The sequence below is a fragment of the Actinoplanes sp. CA-015351 genome (assembly GCF_050955685.1).
In the GTDB taxonomy this organism is placed as follows: Bacteria; Actinomycetota; Actinomycetes; order Mycobacteriales; family Micromonosporaceae; genus Actinoplanes.
Genome location: NZ_CP192102.1, coordinates 603,315 through 618,299 on the forward strand (window position 1 = coordinate 603,315; position 14,985 = coordinate 618,299).

A 14,985-nucleotide genomic window follows, 5' to 3' on the forward strand; every position below is an offset into this window, starting at 1 on the left:
TATTCAATGGGCGGCAGAACGGGGAGCGGGATGGACGAGGACTATCTGGCGTACGTGAATGGGCGTCTTCCGGCGCTGAGACGACTTGCGTACCTGCTCAGCGGTGACCAGGACCAGGCCGACGATCTCGTGCAGGAGACGATCACCAAGCTTTACGCGCGCTGGCCGAAGATCTCTCGCGCGGACAATGTGGACACCCATGCGCACGCGATGATCGTTCGCGCGTTCCTGGACGAGAAACGACGGGGCTGGTGGCGGCGCACAAGCCGGCCTGCCCCGCCCGAGCAGACAGCAGCACCCGCCATGCTGCGGACCGCGCTGAGGCAGATCCCGGCGAGGCAGCAGGCCGTGCTCGTACTGCGCTTTCTCTGCGACCGGCCGGTCACCGACGTAGCCCAGATTCTCGGCTGCTCCGAAGGCGCCGTGAAGAACCAGACCTCCCAGGGCCTCAGCGCTCTACGCAAAATCCTGGGCCCACCCGCTCACGCCGCGAACCTCTTCCCGGCCGCCAAGCTCCAGGAAGGCGGACTGCGATGAACGACGAAGACTACGGCGCTCTTCTGCTGCGACCGCTGAAAACCGGAACCCCGGACGGACCGACCCGAATCGATGTCGCCAAGGCGATGGGTGACGGCCTGCGCGCTCGCCGGGTGCGTACCTGGTCGACCGTCACGGCGGTCACCGCCGGACTAGCGGCGATCGTCACCGGTGGGGTGCTGGTGCTGATGCCGGCCCCGGCACCCGACGAGGAACTGCCGCAACCGGTGCTGCCGGCGGACGTCGCACTTCCGTCATCCTGCACAGTGGACACGCTGCCGGCCGGGGACGCCAAGTCAGCCGGCGTCACCGGTGGTGACCCGACCGGGACGTACCTGGTCGGGGCGACCGAACCGGTCTACAACGGCGACTTCGACGTGCTCGTGTGGAAGAACGGCAAGCTGGTCGCGGACGTCGAGTACGAAGGCCCGCGCGTCGAGATGACGGACATCAATGGCATCGGCGACGCGGTCGGCCGCAGCAACGAGGGGATCCCCAAGCCGTACGCGTACCAGGGCGGCAAGGTGCGCCCGATGAAAGGCATCGGCACCCCGATCGCGATAAACGACGCCGGCGTGATCGCCGGTGGCACCGAGCACGCGGTCGACGAGCCGTACCCGCAGCGCTGGTCGTCGTGGGACGCCGAGCCCGAACCGATGCCCCTGCCGGACGGGATCACGAGTGGTTACGCCTTCGACATCACCGAGGATGGAACCATCCTTACGGCTCTGGACAGTGTTACCAAGACCAGAGGGGCGTACCTCTGGCACGCCGACGGCGAGATCGAGGCGATCGCGGCTCCGGCGATGGACATCGACCAGCCCGTCAACGTCTGGCCGATCGCCTTCCGGTACGGCTGGGTCTACGCGGCGGCGGGCACTGACGCGCAACAGTCCCTTTTCCGCTACGACCCGATCAGCAAGTTCTGGCAGAAGATCAACGACGAGCCGTACAGCGCTCAACTGCCGGCCGGGGGACCACAGGGCCTCTTTGCCAGTCCGAAGGTCTACATCGGTAAGGAGATGTTCGCCCTGCCGACCGTCGAGAAGTACGGCGACGACTACTTCATGATCGAGTCCCTGAGCGAGGACGCCAGCGTCATCGCGGGATCGAACATCAGCAGTGTGGCGGCCGACCGTCCGGTCGACCCGATGATCTGGCGTTGCCGATGAGCCGCGACAGCACTGCCGACGACGAGTACCTGGCGTACGTGAACGGACGCCTTCCGGCGCTGAGACGGCTCGCCTATCTGCTCAGCGGCAACCGGGACCAGGCCGACGACCTGGTCCAGGAGACGATCACCAAGCTGTACGCCCGCTGGTCGAGGATCTCCCGTGCCGACAATGTGGACGCATATGTGCACACGATGATCGTTCGGGCGTTCCTGGACGAGAAACGGCGGGGCTGGTGGCGGGTGGGGCTGTTCGGCTCGATTCCCGAGCAGGAGGCGCCGCAACGTGACGAGAAAGAGGACCGCACCATGCTGCGGGCCGCACTGAAACAGGTACCGCCCAAGCAACAGGCCGTCCTGGTCCTGCGCTTTCTCTACGACCGGCCGGTTGCCGAGGTCGCCCAGATCCTGGGCTGTTCCGAGGGCACGGTGAAAAGCCAGACCTCGCACGGCCTCAACGCCCTGCGCCGGATCATCGGCGACCCCGTCTCGACCAACCCGAACGGCGAAGGAGGACCGCGGTGAACGACGACGAATACGGAATCAGCCTGCTGCGGCCGCTGGACACCGGAGTCCCGGACGGGCCGAGCCGGATCAACGTCGCCAAGGCGATGGGCGACGGCCGGCGAGCCCGCCGGGTGCGGACCATCTCGGCGGCGGCGGCGATAACAGCCGTAGTGGTCACCGCCGCCGCGCTCGTTCTGCGCCCGCCCACCGAGCATGTGTTGCCCGCCTTGCCGCCCGATCCGGCCAAGCCGTCGTCCTGCGTGGCGCAGAAACTGGAGTTCGGCAAAGCGGCGTCGGCCGAGGTGACCGGTGGAGACCGCACCGGGACATACCTGGTCGGCACCACGAACCCGTGGGCCGGTGCTAAATCCCGTACGGTATTGGTCTGGAAAAAGGGTGAGTTGATCGCTTCCGCGGCCACTCCCAAGCGCATGCCGGTGATGTCGGACATCAATGGATCCGGGATCGCGGTCGGTGGCACCGCCGAGATGCCCAGTCTTCCGTTCTATCTGCGGGACGGGAAGGTGAGCCCTCTCAAGGGCGACGGGATCGCGATCGCGATCAATGAAGCCGGCCAGATCGCCGGCAATTACGAGAAGCGTGACCACGCCGCGCCGCAGCGCTGGGCGTCACCGGACGCCGAGCCGGAGGTGATGACGACGCCGGCCGGCGCGACAGGTGGCCGGACGTGGGACATCGACGAGAACGGCACGGTAGTCACCTCGTTCTACACGAATACCGGCGAGGTGGCGTACCTCTGGCACGCCGACGGATCGGCGGAACCGATCGCCGCGCCCAACCAGTTCAGCAGCGGCGGGGTAATGCCGATCGCGTTCCATTTCGGCTGGCTGTACGCCGAGGTGAGAGGCGGGAACTCCAACGCGCCGACCGGGCCGGGCACGTCGATCTACCGTTACCACCTGCCGACCCGGACCTGGCAGCTGCTCAGCGAGGACTCCTGGGCGGCGCACGTGCCCGCCCCGACAAACGTCGGTGGTTTCCAGTCCGAGCTGCCGACGGTGTTCGTCGGCAGGCAGATCCTCGAACTGCCGGCCATGACCGAGACACCGGACGACGGTTACACGGTCGACTTCATCAGCGAGACGGCCAAGGTGGCGGCCGGCAACAAGTTCAGCCTGACGGCCAGCGACAACAACCCGCCCGTCCCGATCATCTGGAATTGCACGTAGGACGCCTCCGGCGCCACCCTCACCCGCGACCCTCTCGCGCTTGCCAGCGCTCTAGAGAAGATCCATTACGGTACGCAGAAAATGCCCCTGCCCGCCGAAGGACAACTCGCCAGAAGCGCACACCCGATGATCGCCAATCCGCTGCGGGCCGGCGGCCTGTCGTCGCTGTTCGCCACGCACCCGCGGTGAGTCCCGACACCACGGGCGTATTTCAGTTCTGTCGATCATCGCTCCGGAGTTAGCCTCGGAACGCGTTTCAGTCGTTACCGATCAACTCCGGAGGTTCCGCCCGTGACCGCGTTGCGTCAGTACCTTGGCGTGTGGCAACTCCCGGGCGGAAAGGTCCTGCTGGCCGTCGGCATCCTGGCCCGGCTCGGCATCGGCATGACCCCGCTGGCCCTGCTGCTCCTGGTCGAACAGGCCACCGGGCGGTACGCCGCTGCCGGCCTGGCCGGTGGTGTGTACGCCCTGGCCGGCGCGGCCCTGAGCCCGATCGCGGGCCGTCTCGCCGACCGGATCGGCCCGGCGCCCATCCTGCTGGCGACGGCCGTCCTGCACCCGCTCGCACTGGGTGCGCTGATCCTGGCCAGCCGCGGTGGTGCGAACGCCCTCCCGTGGATCTTCACGGCGACAGCGGTGGCCGGTGCCACGTACCCTCCTCTGACGGCGGCGATCCGCAGGGCCTGGACCGATATGACTGCGGCGACCACCGGTGGTCTGGGTTTGAGATCGGCCGCGCTGGCGGCCGAGACGTCGCTCTTCGAGCTGGTTTTCGTGCTCGGACCGATGCTGGTCGCGGTGTTCATGGTGGTCAGCGGTGAGCCTGCGGCGGCTCTTGTCAGTGCCGCGGCGGCGACGTTCTTCGGCACCGTGTGGATCTCCCGGCTGCCGGTGATGCGGCGTCGGACGGCGGCCGGCGGTGAGCACGCGGCGAAAGGTCTCGGTCCGCTGCGTGCGGGCGGCTTCCCGCAGCTGCTGCTCTGTGTCACCGCTCTCGGCATCGCGTTCGGCGCAGCCGGCGTGATCGTCCCGGCGTACGCATCGCAGCACGGTGGCGGTGAGGGGCTGGGTGGCGTCCTGCTCGGCGTCTGGGGTGTCGGCAGCGTGTTCGGTGGCATCTGGTTCGGCACCCGGCGCCCGGCGATGGCATTGACCCGGCAGTTCGCCTGGCTGCTGGCGGCAGTGGGGTCGAGCTTCGCGGTGCTGGCGTTCATGCCGAGCCCGATCTGGCTCGGCGCTGCCCTGGTGATCGGCGGGGCAACCATCGCGCCGGCTCTCACCGTGGAGAACAGCCTGGTCGGACGGTTCGCCCCGGCCGGGATGCTGAACGAGGCGTACACCTGGATGGTGACCGTCTCGGTCTCCGGCAGCGCGGCCGGCGGCGCGCTGGCCGGCGTGATCGTCGACCAGCCGGGCGGCCTGCCCTGGGCGTTCGCTTTCGCGGGCGCAGTGGTGCTGGTCGCGGCCGCGGTGGCGGCGATGCCGGAGGGTTCGATGGCCCGCGCCGACCGGGTGGCCGCCGCGCATCTGGCCGCCGCCCTCAAGTAGCCGGTATCACTTGCACTGAGTGCAAGTCGAGCTATGTTCGAGAGGTGCAGCAGCGCAAGCTCGACACCTGGCGGCAGGTCCGCGAGGCCGCCCTCCGCCTGATGGGCGAGCGCGGCTTCGACGCGGTGTCGGTCGACGACATCGTCGCCGAGGCCGGCATCTCCCGGCGGACGTTCTTCAACTACTTCGCCGACAAGGAGTCGGTGCTCTTCGACCCGGATCCGGACGATCCCTCGCTGTGGCCGAGGCTCACCGCGGTCCGGCCCGAGGGGGAGCCGCTCTGGCTGTCCCTGCGCGAGCTGATCCTCTCCTACACGTCGCTGACGGCCGAGCGGATGATCCGTCAGAAAAGCGTCCTGTCGGTCTCGCCCGAGCTGTCGGGTTGCTCCCGCGAGCTGGCCGACCGCTTCTGGGACGCGGTGCGCGAGTGGGCGATCGGCCGCTTCCCCGGCAACGACTTCCACGTCGACCTTCAGGTCAACAGCGCTCGCGCCGTGCTGAACACGGTCTGCCCCCGCTGGGACGCCGGCACCGGCATCGAAGGCATGCACACCCTGATCCGGGAGGGTTTCGACCTCCTGCAATCTTCAGAACGGATTCCGTCATGAGCGCTCCGAACCGCGTCCCGCTCTCCGTCCTCGACCTCGCCACCGTCCGGGAAGGCCACGGCAGCGCCGACGCCCTGCGAGGCACGATCGAGATCGCCAAAACCGCGGACGAGCTTGGGTACGCCCGATTCTGGGTCGCCGAGCACCACAACATGCCGGCCGTGGCGTCCACCACGCCGCCCGTGCTGATCGGTGCGGTCGCCGCAAACACCCGGAACATCCGGGTGGGCTCGGGCGGCGTGATGCTGCCGAACCACATGCCGTTCGTGGTGGCCGAGCAGTTCGCCCTGCTCGAAGCGCTGTACCCGGACCGGATCGACCTCGGCATCGGCCGGGCACCCGGCACCGACCAGGCCACCGCGGCCGCCCTGCGAGGCGTTTCGCCGTACCTCACCGTCGAGCAGTTCCCCGACCACCTGCAGACCGTGATGGCGCTGCTCGGTGACGTTCGCGGGTCCGCGCCGGCCCGGCTCTCGGCCACCCCGGCGGCGGAGACCTACCCGGAGATCTGGATTCTCGGCTCCTCGACGTACGGCGCTCAGCTGGCCGCGGCGCTCGGGCTGCCGTTCTGTTACGCGTACCACTTCGCGATGAGTTCCGACGTGGACGGTGCGGCCCGGCTCTACCGGGATGGGTTCCAGCCGTCGGCACGATTCCCCGAGCCGCACCTCATGGTGAGCGCCTCGGTGCTCGCTGCCGAGACCACCGAGGAAGCGCAGTACCTGGCCGGGCCCAGCCGGATCATGGCGCTCAGTCTGCGTACCGGCCGGCTCGGCCCGATGGTCTCGCCGGAGACGGCCGCCACCCGGCAACTGTCCGACATGGACCGCGCTGTCCTCGACTCGCTGCCCGGCACTCAGTACGCCGGCACCGCCGAAGAGGTCGTCGCCGGACTCGACACGCTTGTCGAACGCACCGGCGCGAGCGAGCTGATCCTGGCCGGCGCGGTGTACGACCCGGCGACCCGCACTGACAGCCTGGCCCGGATCGCGAAGGCGTGGGGCCTGTAATCGTTTGCCGTGCGAAGGCGTGGGGCCTGTAATCGTTTGCCGTGCGAAGGGGTGGGGCCTGTAATCGTTTGCCGCCGATCACCGATCGTGGTGGAGTCGTATTCATGAGTAGCGGCATCGTTCTGACCGTCAACGTCGGCGCGGCTGAGCCCAACCCGGCCAAGGACGTCGGCGTGACCGGCATCGGCAAACGCCCGGTGGATCACGCCATCGCGGTGCGGCCGCCGGGGGAGAAGACCACCGGGCTGCACAGCGGCGTGGTCGGCGACTACATCGGCGACGTCAAGCACCACGGTGGTGATGATCAGGCCGTTTACGCGTACGCCCGGGAGGATTACGCGTGGTGGGAGTCGGAACTCGGGCGGGACCTGCCGAACGGCATCTTCGGCGAGAACCTGACGACCGAAGGCCTCGACCTGATCGGCGCGGTGATCGGCGAACGGTGGACCTTCCCGTCCGGCGTGGTCCTGCAGCCCACCTTCGGCCGGATCCCGTGCGCCACGTTCCAGTACCGGATGGGCGAGCAGCGCTGGACCAAGCGGTTCGCCCAGGCCAACCGCACCGGGGCGTACCTGCGGATTCTGGGACCCGGTGAGATCCGCGCCGGCGACCGGGTGGAAGTGACCGAACGCCCCGGTCACGGTCTCACCGTGGCCGAGGCGTTCGATATCTACATGCACGACCCGAGCCGGTTGTCCCGGCTGCTGGTCGCTGACTCCCTGCCCCCGTCAGCCCGCAGGGAGATCGAGGAACGCCTGTCCCGGACTAGCGGCACCGCCAGATGATCGGTACGACAGGGCGTTCGGCGGCGATGCCGCTCAGGTTCGAGCCGGCCACGATGCGGGCGTCCGCACTGATGAAGGCGACCCCGAACGAGTCGTCCTCGAACCTCGTCAGCGGTGGCAGCGCAAGAACCTTCTTGCCGACGTAAACGGTCGGTTCGTCCTGGATGAAACCGCCGCCTCGGCGCTGCACTGCCGGCACTTGCACGGCGAACGACCTGCTGCCGAGGTTCTGCCACGTCCTGCTCGCCGGGTCGTACCGATAGGCCATCCCGACGGTCCGCTCCTCGGGTGTCGATTCGCTGCTGTTCAGCGACGGGGTGCGTACCTCGGCGTACAGCCAGCCGAAGTGGAACGCCACCGGCCCGGCGAACACCTCGTGCCCCGGCGCGGCTTTCGGGAGCTCGACCTTCTCGACCGTCCCGTCGGCGTGCCAGAGATAGATCCCGCCACTGCTCCGGTCCCAGAGCGAGGTCAGGATCGTGCCGTCCTCGGTGATGTCGAAGGCCTGCCCGGCGGTCATCCCCGCGGGCATCGGCATCAGCTCGGGCTCGGCGTCCCACGAGGCCCAGCGCTGCGGCCGCGGATCCTTGATCACCGGCTCGGTGTCACCGGCGACGATGCCCGCGTCGTTGATCGCGACCGCGTTACCCGCGCCCTTCATCCGGGTCACCCTGCCGCTTTCGTACGCGTACGGATACGTGACCCCGCCTGTCGTGGCCCCGACCGCAACCCCGGACCCGTTGATGTCCGACATCGAAACCCGAGGACCTTGGTACGCCACATTCGCGACCAGCTTCCCGTCCCGCCACACCAGCACGTTGTGGTCGCCACCCGCGACCGGCTCGGAGGACCCGACCAGATAGGTGCCGCTCGGGTCACCGGAGTTCACCCCGGCCGCCTTGGCCGTGCCGAGCGGCAGCTCTCCGGCGACGCAGGAGGTGGGCACACTGGGATCGGTCGGAAGCACCGGCGGCAGCGCCTGGTTGTGCGGCCGGAACACCAGCAACCCCCCGGTGACCACGACCGCGACCCCGGCCGTGACCGCCACAGCGGTCGACCAGGCCCGTACGCGCCGAGCCCGCAACCCGTCCCGCATGGCTTTGCCGACATCGATCCGAGCCGCCCGGCCCGAGGTCTCGTTGATCTCGTTGGTCTCGTTGTCCAGCGGCCGCAACAGCAACGCCCCGTAATCCTCGTCGTTCATCGCAGTCCGCCTTCCCGCACAGGCTCACCGATGATTCGGCGTAATGCGTCGAGGCCGTGGGAGGTCTGGCTTTTCACGGCGCCCTCAGACCAGCCGAGGATCTGCGCGACGTCATCGACGGAGTGGTCGCAGAGAAAGCGCAGCACAAGCACGGCCTGCTGCTTGGCCGGGACCTGCCGCAACGCGGCCCGCAGCGTGGATGGCGCTGTCTCGGGCGGGGTTGTCCGCTTCCACCAGCCCCGTCGTTTCTCAGCCAGGAACGCTCGGACGATCATCGTGTGCACGGTGGTGTCCACGTTGTCGGTGCGGGAGATCTTGGGCCAGCGCGCGTACAGCTGGGTGATCGTCTCCTGCACGAGATTGTCGGCTTGATCTCGATCCCCGCTGAGCAGGTAAGCAAGCCGTCTCAGCGCCAGAAGCCGCCCATTCACATAAGCCAGATACTCGTCGTCCATCCCCGCTCCCCGTTCAGCCGCCCATTAGATAGACGCGACTTCACACGGGTGGGTTGTATGACCTCACGCGCCGACCTGGTGACAGTGACGTGGCAGCGAGCAAGCCCCAGCTTCCTCGCGACCCGCTGGCCGCCCAGGGCAGGGAACCCGCGCGGATCTTGAGCGATCTTCTACACCGGGAGGTCGAGAATCACTCAAGATCAGCGCTGGGCCACAACAAGAACGGCCCCGGAGCGCGTTTCCGCAGCTCCAGGGCCGTTTTTGTGTCCCAGTGGCGGGTGAAGGATTCGAACCTTCGAAGCTTTCGCGACGGATTTACAGTCCGCTCCCATTGGCCGCTCGGGCAACCCGCCTGGGAACCACCGCGGTTTCCCGCAGCAGCGGACATCAGAATAGCCGTACCGCGGAGCCCCTCCGCAACCGGGTACGGTCGGCATGTCGCGGGGTCTCCAACGCCCCGCTGAAGACATCGACACGAGCCCAGTCGCAGGAGTTTGATCATGGCAGCCAGCCCGTCGTTCGACATCGTCAGCAAGGTCGACAGGCAGGAGGTCGACAACGCTTTCAACCAGGCGGAGAAGGAGTTGAGCACCCGGTTCGACTTCCGGGGCACCGGCACCGTCGTCGCCAAGTCGGGTGAGGCGTTCACCATCACGTCGGAGACTGAGGAGCGGGCCGCCGCCGCGCTCGACGTCTTCAAGGAGAAGCTGGTCAAGCGGAACATCTCGCTGAAGTCGCTGGACGCCGGTGAACCGAGGCAGTCCGGTAAGACGTACAAAATCGATCTCAAGGTTGTCGAGGGCATCGACTCCGACAAGGCCAAGGCGATCAGCAAGAAGATCCGGGACGAGGGCCCCAAGGGTGTGCAGCCGCAGATCCAGGGTGACCAGCTGCGCGTGACCGGCAAGAAGCGTGACGACCTCCAGGTCGTGATCGCGCTGCTCAAGCAGGAGGACTTCGGCGTCGCGCTCCAGTTCACGAATTACCGCTGATCGCCGTCCCGCCGCGCCGCAGACTGGTGCGGTGGGTACCGCGCTTCTGGGTGGCCTGATCGGGCTGGCGCTGCTGGGTTTCGGGGCGCGCATCCTGGTCAGCGGGCGTGCCCCGGCGGTGATCGCCCGATCGTTTCGGGCTGATCGGGAAGCCGGGTGGTACCACCTGCTCTTCGGCGTGGCACTGATGACCTTCGTGGTGGGGGCCCGTCTTCCGGGCGAGGCCTCCGGCACGACCGCGACGATTCTCTCCATAGCGCTGGTCGCGGTCGCCGTGGTCCGCTTCCGCCCCCGAGGCCGAGTCCGAAACGAGGACCCCTGAAACCCCCCCGCCGGGTCCGAAACGAGGACCCGTGAGCATGACTGCATGGATCTGATGGACGCGGTGCTCTCCTTCGCCCTTCTCGGCGCGCTTCTCACCATCACGCCCGGTCTCGACACAGCCCTCGTGCTGCGTGCCGCGGTCACGATGGGTCGTGGTCCCGCTTTCGCCACCGCCCTCGGTATCAACGCCGGCGCGCTCGCCTGGGGAGCCGCGGCCGCCGTCGGCGCCGCGGCCCTTCTGGCCGCGTCAACCGCGGCTTACACCACGTTGCGGCTGGCCGGCGCGGCTTACATGCTCTTTCTTGGCGTACGCCTGATCCGCGACGCGCTTCGAAAAAATGACTCCGGTCCGCAGCCGGTGGAGCCGGCGGCCGCGCCGACCCTGTGGAGCACGTTCGGCCGGGGCCTGATGACGAACCTGCTCAACCCGAAGGTCGGTGCCTTCTATATAGCGGTCATCCCGCAGTTCATCCCCGAGGGCGCGTCACCGCTGGGTATGGGCCTGCTGCTGGCGCTGGTGCACGACCTCGAAGGCCTGCTCTGGTTCACCTTGATCATCATGGGCGCGCAGGCGGCCCGGGGTTTCCTGTCCCGGCGCAGGGTGCAGCGTTCGGTCGACGCCGGCACCGGTGTGGCCCTGCTCGGATTCGGCCTGAAATTGGGCCTGTCGAGCCGCTAGCCCTGCGCTTCGAGCCGCTAGCCCTGCGCTTCGAGCCGCTAGCCCTGCGCTTCGAGCCGCTAGCCCTGCGCTTCGAGTCGCTAGCCCTGCGCTTCGATCCAGCGCTGGTGTGCCTCCCACGCTGCCTGTTTGCTGCTGCCGACCGCCGCGCCGATCTGCGACCACGACGCCCCGGCGCCTCGTGCCGTGCGGATCATCGGCTGCCGCCCGTACCCGGCCTTGCGGATCACGACCTCGCTGAGCGCGAGCATCTCCAGCGACTCCTCCCGGGTGAGGCCGGGTGTGCCTTCCGGGTCCATCGCGGCCAGTGCGTCGCGCATCCTCAGATCGTTGTATCGAGCAGTGGCGGTCACGAGCGTGTGAAGCGGCTCGAGCTCCTCCGGTGTCGTCACTGGAGGATCCTCTCGTCAGGCTGTCTTGACGTCAAGTGACCTTGACAATGAGAGGCGAATTGCCCTCACTTCTGCCGCTAAATCCGGCGCAAAGCCCCCAATTCTTGAACTGAGAGTCGCTGGCTTCACTCAACCGTTCGGCCATTGTTTGATGAAGTGTGGGTCCGACCCGCCGATCGGCGCTCCCTGTCGCACAAAGGGTGTGGCAACATCAGGACACCGAACTTGAGCACCGCGCCAACAGGAGTCACGCATGTCTGCAAAGAAACTGAGCCGCTTGGCCGGTTTGGTGCTCGTGCTGGCGGCTGCATTCGGCGGATTGTCCGTCGGACACACCTCGTCCGAGGACTCCTCGGCGGCTCGCTACACCACGCTTGACTTCGACTGGTCCTGACCGCGCGACACCCCACCTTCCGCGCGACCTGCAGAGGAGCGCCATGGCCGGCCGTCCACGACCCCGGCGGCGTTCCGCTGATTACGCCTGGCTGATCACTGGCCCGCTCGCGCTGTTCGCTCTGGCCTGCACCATCGGGTTCTGGATCGACGATCCGCGGTGGTTCAAGGACATCCTCCCGGCCCTGGTCATTCTGGCCCTTTATCTGGTCAGCCAGTTCGCGACTTTCAACGTCGTGATCCGGCGCAGTGGCCTGACCGTGACGGTGACCGAGGTTCCGCTCGTTCTCGGGCTCTACTACATTTCGCCGGTCCTGATGATCGGCGTTGTCGTCATCGGTGCGCTCTGCATGCAGGTCCGGTCCAGCATGGTGCCGGTCAAAGCGTGGTTCAACGTCGCCAAGCAGGCGGCGAGCATTTCCGCATCGCTGCTGGTGATCGCCGCGTTCCCGCCGATCGTCAACGCGGGCCCGGGCACCTGGGGTGTCCTCGCGGTCGCCGTCGCGGTCAACGTGCTGGTCCAACTGGCGTGCCTGGCCGGTGTGATGAGCGTGGTGCAGGGCGGCCGGGCCGGCCCCGACATGCTTCGGGCCAGCCTTCCCAACCAGATGATCGCCGGTGTCAACGGCGCGGTTGGTCTCCTCTTCCTGATCGCTCTCGAGGCGACCAAGTGGTCGGCGATCCTTCTCGCGGTCCTGGCCGTGGCGCTGACTCTGTTGCTGCGCTCGTTCGCCGGCTTCTTCCGGCAGCACCGCACCCTCGCCGACGTCTACGAGCTGACTCAGGCCCTGCGTAAGGAGACTTCGGACAGCGCTCTGCCCGACGTGCTGCTGGCCCGGATCCGGACGCTGATGCGTTCGGAGTGGGCGACACTCTGGCTCGCGCCGCAGGGCCGCTATCCAGAGGTGCTGCTCACCGCTCAGGTGGACAACAAAGGGCTGCTCGACATCTCCCCGGTGCCCGCCACGATCCGCGACTACGCGATCAAGGAACGTCGGGTGGTCGCCGTCGGTGCCCGGTTCCCGGACACCGAGCACCTGCGCGACGACATCCGATCGACCCGGGTGAAAGACGTCCTGGTCGTTCCGCTGCGATCCGGCCAGACCGTGATCGGCACGCTCGAAGTGGTCAACCGGATCGGTGAGAGCCGCAGCTTCCGGGACAGCGACATCCAGGTGCTCGAGACGATCGCCGCACACGCGGCGGCGGCGGTGGAGAACTCCCGCCTGGTCGACCGCCTGCGCCACGACGCGTACCACGACAGGCTCACCGGCATGCCGAACCGGCGCCGGATCGTCGACGCGCTGGCCGAGTCGGTCAAGGTGCACGCCGAGCACGAGGTCGTCGCGGTGGTCCTCTTCGACGTCGACGGCCAGCGCAACGTCAACGAGTCGATGGGTCACGCCGCCGGCGACAAGCTGCTCTCCGAGGTCGCGGCCCGGCTGCGCGGCATCGCCGACTCGGGCGCCCTGGTCGGCCGGATCGGCGGCGACGAGTTCGTGGTCACCCTGCGTACCGAAAGTCTTGAATCGACGATCGCGCTCGCCACCGAGATGCGTGAGCGGCTGCGCGGCCCGATGGCCGTCGGCTCGCTCACCCTCGACGTGGACACCGCGGTCGGTGTGGCGGTCTACCCGGACCACGGCAGCGACCCGGAGACCCTGCTGCAGCGCGCCGAGCTGGCTGCCAACGCGGCGAAAGCGCTGCCCTACGGCGTGCAGCCGTTCCACCCGGCGCTGGAGTCCCGGGCGGTTCGCCGGCTCGGCATCGCGGCGGACCTGCGCCGGGCGCTCGACAACGGGCAGCTCGAGGTCTGGTTCCAGCCCTTGGTGACGCTCGCCGACCGGCACGTGGTCGGGGTGGAGTGCCTGGCCCGCTGGGTGCATCCGGCGCACGGCGAGGTCGCTCCGGAAGACTTCGTGGCGGTGGCCGAGCACACCGGTCAGCTGGCCCGGCTCACCGAGGTGGTTCTCGCCGCGGGCCTGCGGCGCTGCCGGGACTGGGCGGAGGCGGACCGGCCGCTGTCGGTCGCGATCAACCTCTCCGCGCGGACCCTGCTCGACTCCCGGTTCCCGGAGATGGTCGAGGAGATGCTGGCGGAGTACCGCGTCGACCCCGGTCAGCTGACATTCGAGATCTCCGAGCCGGGGATGCTCAACGACATAGAGCGTGTCCTGCCCTCGCTGTACCGGTTGAGGGATCTCGGTGTCCGGCTCAGCGTCGACGACTTCGGCACCGGCGCTTCCTCATTGGCATACCTTCGGCAGTGGCCGGTGCACGAGGTGAAGATCGACGACACGTTCGTGCAGGGCATGGCGACCGACTCCGGTGATCTCGCGATCGTCCGGGCGGTGGTCGGGCTCTCCCGGGAGTTCGGGCTCACGGTCGTGGCCGAGGGTGTGGAGAGCGAGCTCACCCTGGATCTGCTCGAAGAGATGGGCTGCGAGCTGGGCCAGGGTTACCTCTTCAGCCGCCCGCTTCCGTTCGAGCGGCTGGAGGCCTGGCTGAGCGCTCAAACCGAGCCCGAAACGACGCCGACGGGCGAGGTCAGAAGGCTCCGAGCAGTGATCTGACCAGGAGTTACACCTGTTTCGGGGAGCCGATTTCACCCCCGCTGACTGGCCGTGTACTCTTACCTCTGTCAGCGAGCGAGTGATCGCGAAGCGGCAAGCCCCCTTAGCTCAGTCGGCAGAGCGTCTCCATGGTAAGGAGAAGGTCTACGGTTCGATTCCGTAAGGGGGCTCCACCGGGTTCGTTCCCGCCCCGCCGGCGTTGAACGATGAGCCTGGCTCGGCGGTGTAGCTCAGATGGCAGAGCAAGCGGCTCATAATCGCTGTGTCGCCGGTTCAAGTCCGGCCACCGCTACTGTGATTTTCCAGGTGGACCCCATCCCGGGGCCCGCTTTGCAGAGCGACCGCCTCAGCGTCTACGCTGAAACGTCGACAGTTTGAACCCCGTTAGCAGGAAGGCACCCCGCCGTGGCCAAGGCGACCGACGTCCGTCCGAAGATCACCCTGGCGTGTACGGAGTGCAAGGACCGGAACTACATCACGAAGAAGAACCGGCGTAACGACCCGGACCGCGTCGAGCTGAAGAAGTTCTGCCCGCGCGACGGGAAGCACACCCTGCACCGCGAGACGCGCTGAGCTTCCAAGCCACAAGCGCCAAAAGTTTCACCCTGCGCCGTCCG

Annotated in this window: 17 protein-coding genes, 3 tRNA genes and 1 pseudogene; 17 read left to right on the forward strand and 4 right to left on the reverse strand. The window is 67.7% G+C overall.

The annotated features are described in order from the left end of the window. Positions 1–30: 30 nt before the first annotated feature. From ACQP2E_RS02650 to ACQP2E_RS02690, 9 genes and pseudogenes are all read left to right on the forward strand, one after another. The gene (locus tag ACQP2E_RS02650) at positions 31–537 is read left to right on the forward strand and encodes a SigE family RNA polymerase sigma factor (RefSeq protein ID WP_433828299.1); all 507 of its coding nucleotides are present in this window, start codon (positions 31–33) and stop codon (positions 535–537) included. Beyond that, complete coding sequence (locus ACQP2E_RS02655; protein WP_433828300.1) at positions 534–1,709, forward strand: hypothetical protein; 1,176 nt, start codon at positions 534–536, stop codon at positions 1,707–1,709. The genes ACQP2E_RS02650 and ACQP2E_RS02655 overlap by 4 nt, the downstream gene beginning before the upstream one ends. Then, entirely contained in the window at positions 1,706–2,233 is a 528-nt protein-coding gene (locus ACQP2E_RS02660) for a SigE family RNA polymerase sigma factor (protein ID WP_433833732.1), read from the forward strand. Before ACQP2E_RS02655 ends, ACQP2E_RS02660 begins: the two co-directional genes overlap by 4 nt. Further along, the gene (locus tag ACQP2E_RS02665; protein WP_433828301.1) at positions 2,230–3,405 is read left to right on the forward strand and encodes a hypothetical protein; all 1,176 of its coding nucleotides are present in this window, start codon (positions 2,230–2,232) and stop codon (positions 3,403–3,405) included. The genes ACQP2E_RS02660 and ACQP2E_RS02665 overlap by 4 nt, the downstream gene beginning before the upstream one ends. After that, positions 3,406–3,594, forward strand: a pseudogene (locus ACQP2E_RS02670) (protease HtpX); the annotation flags it as partial. A 102-nt stretch (positions 3,595–3,696) separates the two neighbouring features. Next, the gene (locus ACQP2E_RS02675) at positions 3,697–4,953 is read left to right on the forward strand and encodes an MFS transporter (protein WP_433828302.1); all 1,257 of its coding nucleotides are present in this window, start codon (positions 3,697–3,699) and stop codon (positions 4,951–4,953) included. 44 nt (positions 4,954–4,997) lie between these two features. Then, positions 4,998–5,561: a TetR family transcriptional regulator gene (locus ACQP2E_RS02680; protein WP_433828303.1), complete on the forward strand. Its 564-nt coding sequence runs from the start codon at positions 4,998–5,000 to the stop codon at positions 5,559–5,561. Beyond that, positions 5,558–6,571 carry an LLM class flavin-dependent oxidoreductase gene (locus ACQP2E_RS02685; protein WP_433828304.1) on the forward strand — a complete coding sequence of 338 codons (1,014 nt, stop codon included), beginning with the start codon at positions 5,558–5,560 and terminating at the stop codon, positions 6,569–6,571. The genes ACQP2E_RS02680 and ACQP2E_RS02685 overlap by 4 nt, the downstream gene beginning before the upstream one ends. Positions 6,572–6,675: 104 nt before the next feature. Next, positions 6,676–7,356, forward strand: a complete 681-nt coding sequence (locus ACQP2E_RS02690) for an MOSC domain-containing protein (protein ID WP_433828305.1) — start codon at positions 6,676–6,678, stop codon at positions 7,354–7,356. Here ACQP2E_RS02690 and ACQP2E_RS02695 read toward each other — a convergent pair. The 3 genes from ACQP2E_RS02695 to ACQP2E_RS02705 form a co-directional block, all read right to left on the reverse strand. Then, positions 7,337–8,560 carry a hypothetical protein gene (locus ACQP2E_RS02695; RefSeq protein ID WP_433828306.1) on the reverse strand — a complete coding sequence of 408 codons (1,224 nt, stop codon included), beginning with the start codon at positions 8,558–8,560 and terminating at the stop codon, positions 7,337–7,339. The two genes, ACQP2E_RS02690 and ACQP2E_RS02695, sit on opposite strands and share 20 nt — an antisense overlap. Further along, positions 8,557–9,015, reverse strand: coding sequence for a sigma factor-like helix-turn-helix DNA-binding protein (locus ACQP2E_RS02700; RefSeq protein ID WP_433828307.1), 459 nt, complete (start codon positions 9,013–9,015; stop codon positions 8,557–8,559). Before ACQP2E_RS02700 ends, ACQP2E_RS02695 begins: the two co-directional genes overlap by 4 nt. Before the next feature lie 272 nt (positions 9,016–9,287). Continuing rightward, positions 9,288–9,368: transfer RNA gene (locus ACQP2E_RS02705), tRNA-Tyr, on the reverse strand. A 147-nt stretch (positions 9,369–9,515) separates the two neighbouring features. Here ACQP2E_RS02705 and ACQP2E_RS02710 point away from each other — a divergent pair. From ACQP2E_RS02710 to ACQP2E_RS02720, 3 genes are read left to right on the forward strand one after another with little or no spacing between them, the layout of a single operon-like run. Continuing rightward, positions 9,516–10,007: a YajQ family cyclic di-GMP-binding protein gene (locus ACQP2E_RS02710; protein WP_433828308.1), complete on the forward strand. Its 492-nt coding sequence runs from the start codon at positions 9,516–9,518 to the stop codon at positions 10,005–10,007. 31 nt (positions 10,008–10,038) lie between these two features. Next, entirely contained in the window at positions 10,039–10,329 is a 291-nt protein-coding gene (locus ACQP2E_RS02715; RefSeq protein ID WP_433828309.1) for a hypothetical protein, read from the forward strand. Positions 10,330–10,374: 45 nt separating this feature from the next. After that, on the forward strand, positions 10,375–11,010 hold the full coding sequence (locus ACQP2E_RS02720) for a LysE family translocator (protein ID WP_433828310.1): 636 nt from the start codon (positions 10,375–10,377) through the stop codon (positions 11,008–11,010). Between the two features lie 80 nt (positions 11,011–11,090). On the opposite strand, the gene ACQP2E_RS02725 is transcribed toward ACQP2E_RS02720, so the two are convergent. Continuing rightward, complete coding sequence (locus tag ACQP2E_RS02725) at positions 11,091–11,330, reverse strand: hypothetical protein (RefSeq protein WP_433828311.1); 240 nt, start codon at positions 11,328–11,330, stop codon at positions 11,091–11,093. Positions 11,331–11,655: 325 nt separating this feature from the next. Here ACQP2E_RS02725 and ACQP2E_RS02730 point away from each other — a divergent pair, with 325 nt between their 5' ends. The 5 genes from ACQP2E_RS02730 (at position 11,656) to rpmG (ending at position 14,941) form a co-directional block, all read left to right on the forward strand. Further along, positions 11,656–11,796: a hypothetical protein gene (locus tag ACQP2E_RS02730; protein ID WP_433828312.1), complete on the forward strand. Its 141-nt coding sequence runs from the start codon at positions 11,656–11,658 to the stop codon at positions 11,794–11,796. 43 nt (positions 11,797–11,839) lie between these two features. Further along, positions 11,840–14,368 (forward strand): putative bifunctional diguanylate cyclase/phosphodiesterase, encoded by a 2,529-nt coding sequence (locus tag ACQP2E_RS02735; RefSeq protein WP_433828313.1) that lies wholly within the window; start codon positions 11,840–11,842, stop codon positions 14,366–14,368. Between the two features lie 97 nt (positions 14,369–14,465). Continuing rightward, a tRNA-Thr gene (locus ACQP2E_RS02740) sits at positions 14,466–14,541 on the forward strand. 46 nt (positions 14,542–14,587) lie between these two features. After that, positions 14,588–14,660: transfer RNA gene (locus tag ACQP2E_RS02745), tRNA-Met, on the forward strand. 113 nt (positions 14,661–14,773) lie between these two features. Next, complete coding sequence (rpmG, locus tag ACQP2E_RS02750) at positions 14,774–14,941, forward strand: 50S ribosomal protein L33 (RefSeq protein ID WP_014687739.1); 168 nt, start codon at positions 14,774–14,776, stop codon at positions 14,939–14,941. Positions 14,942–14,985 lie beyond the last annotated feature (44 nt).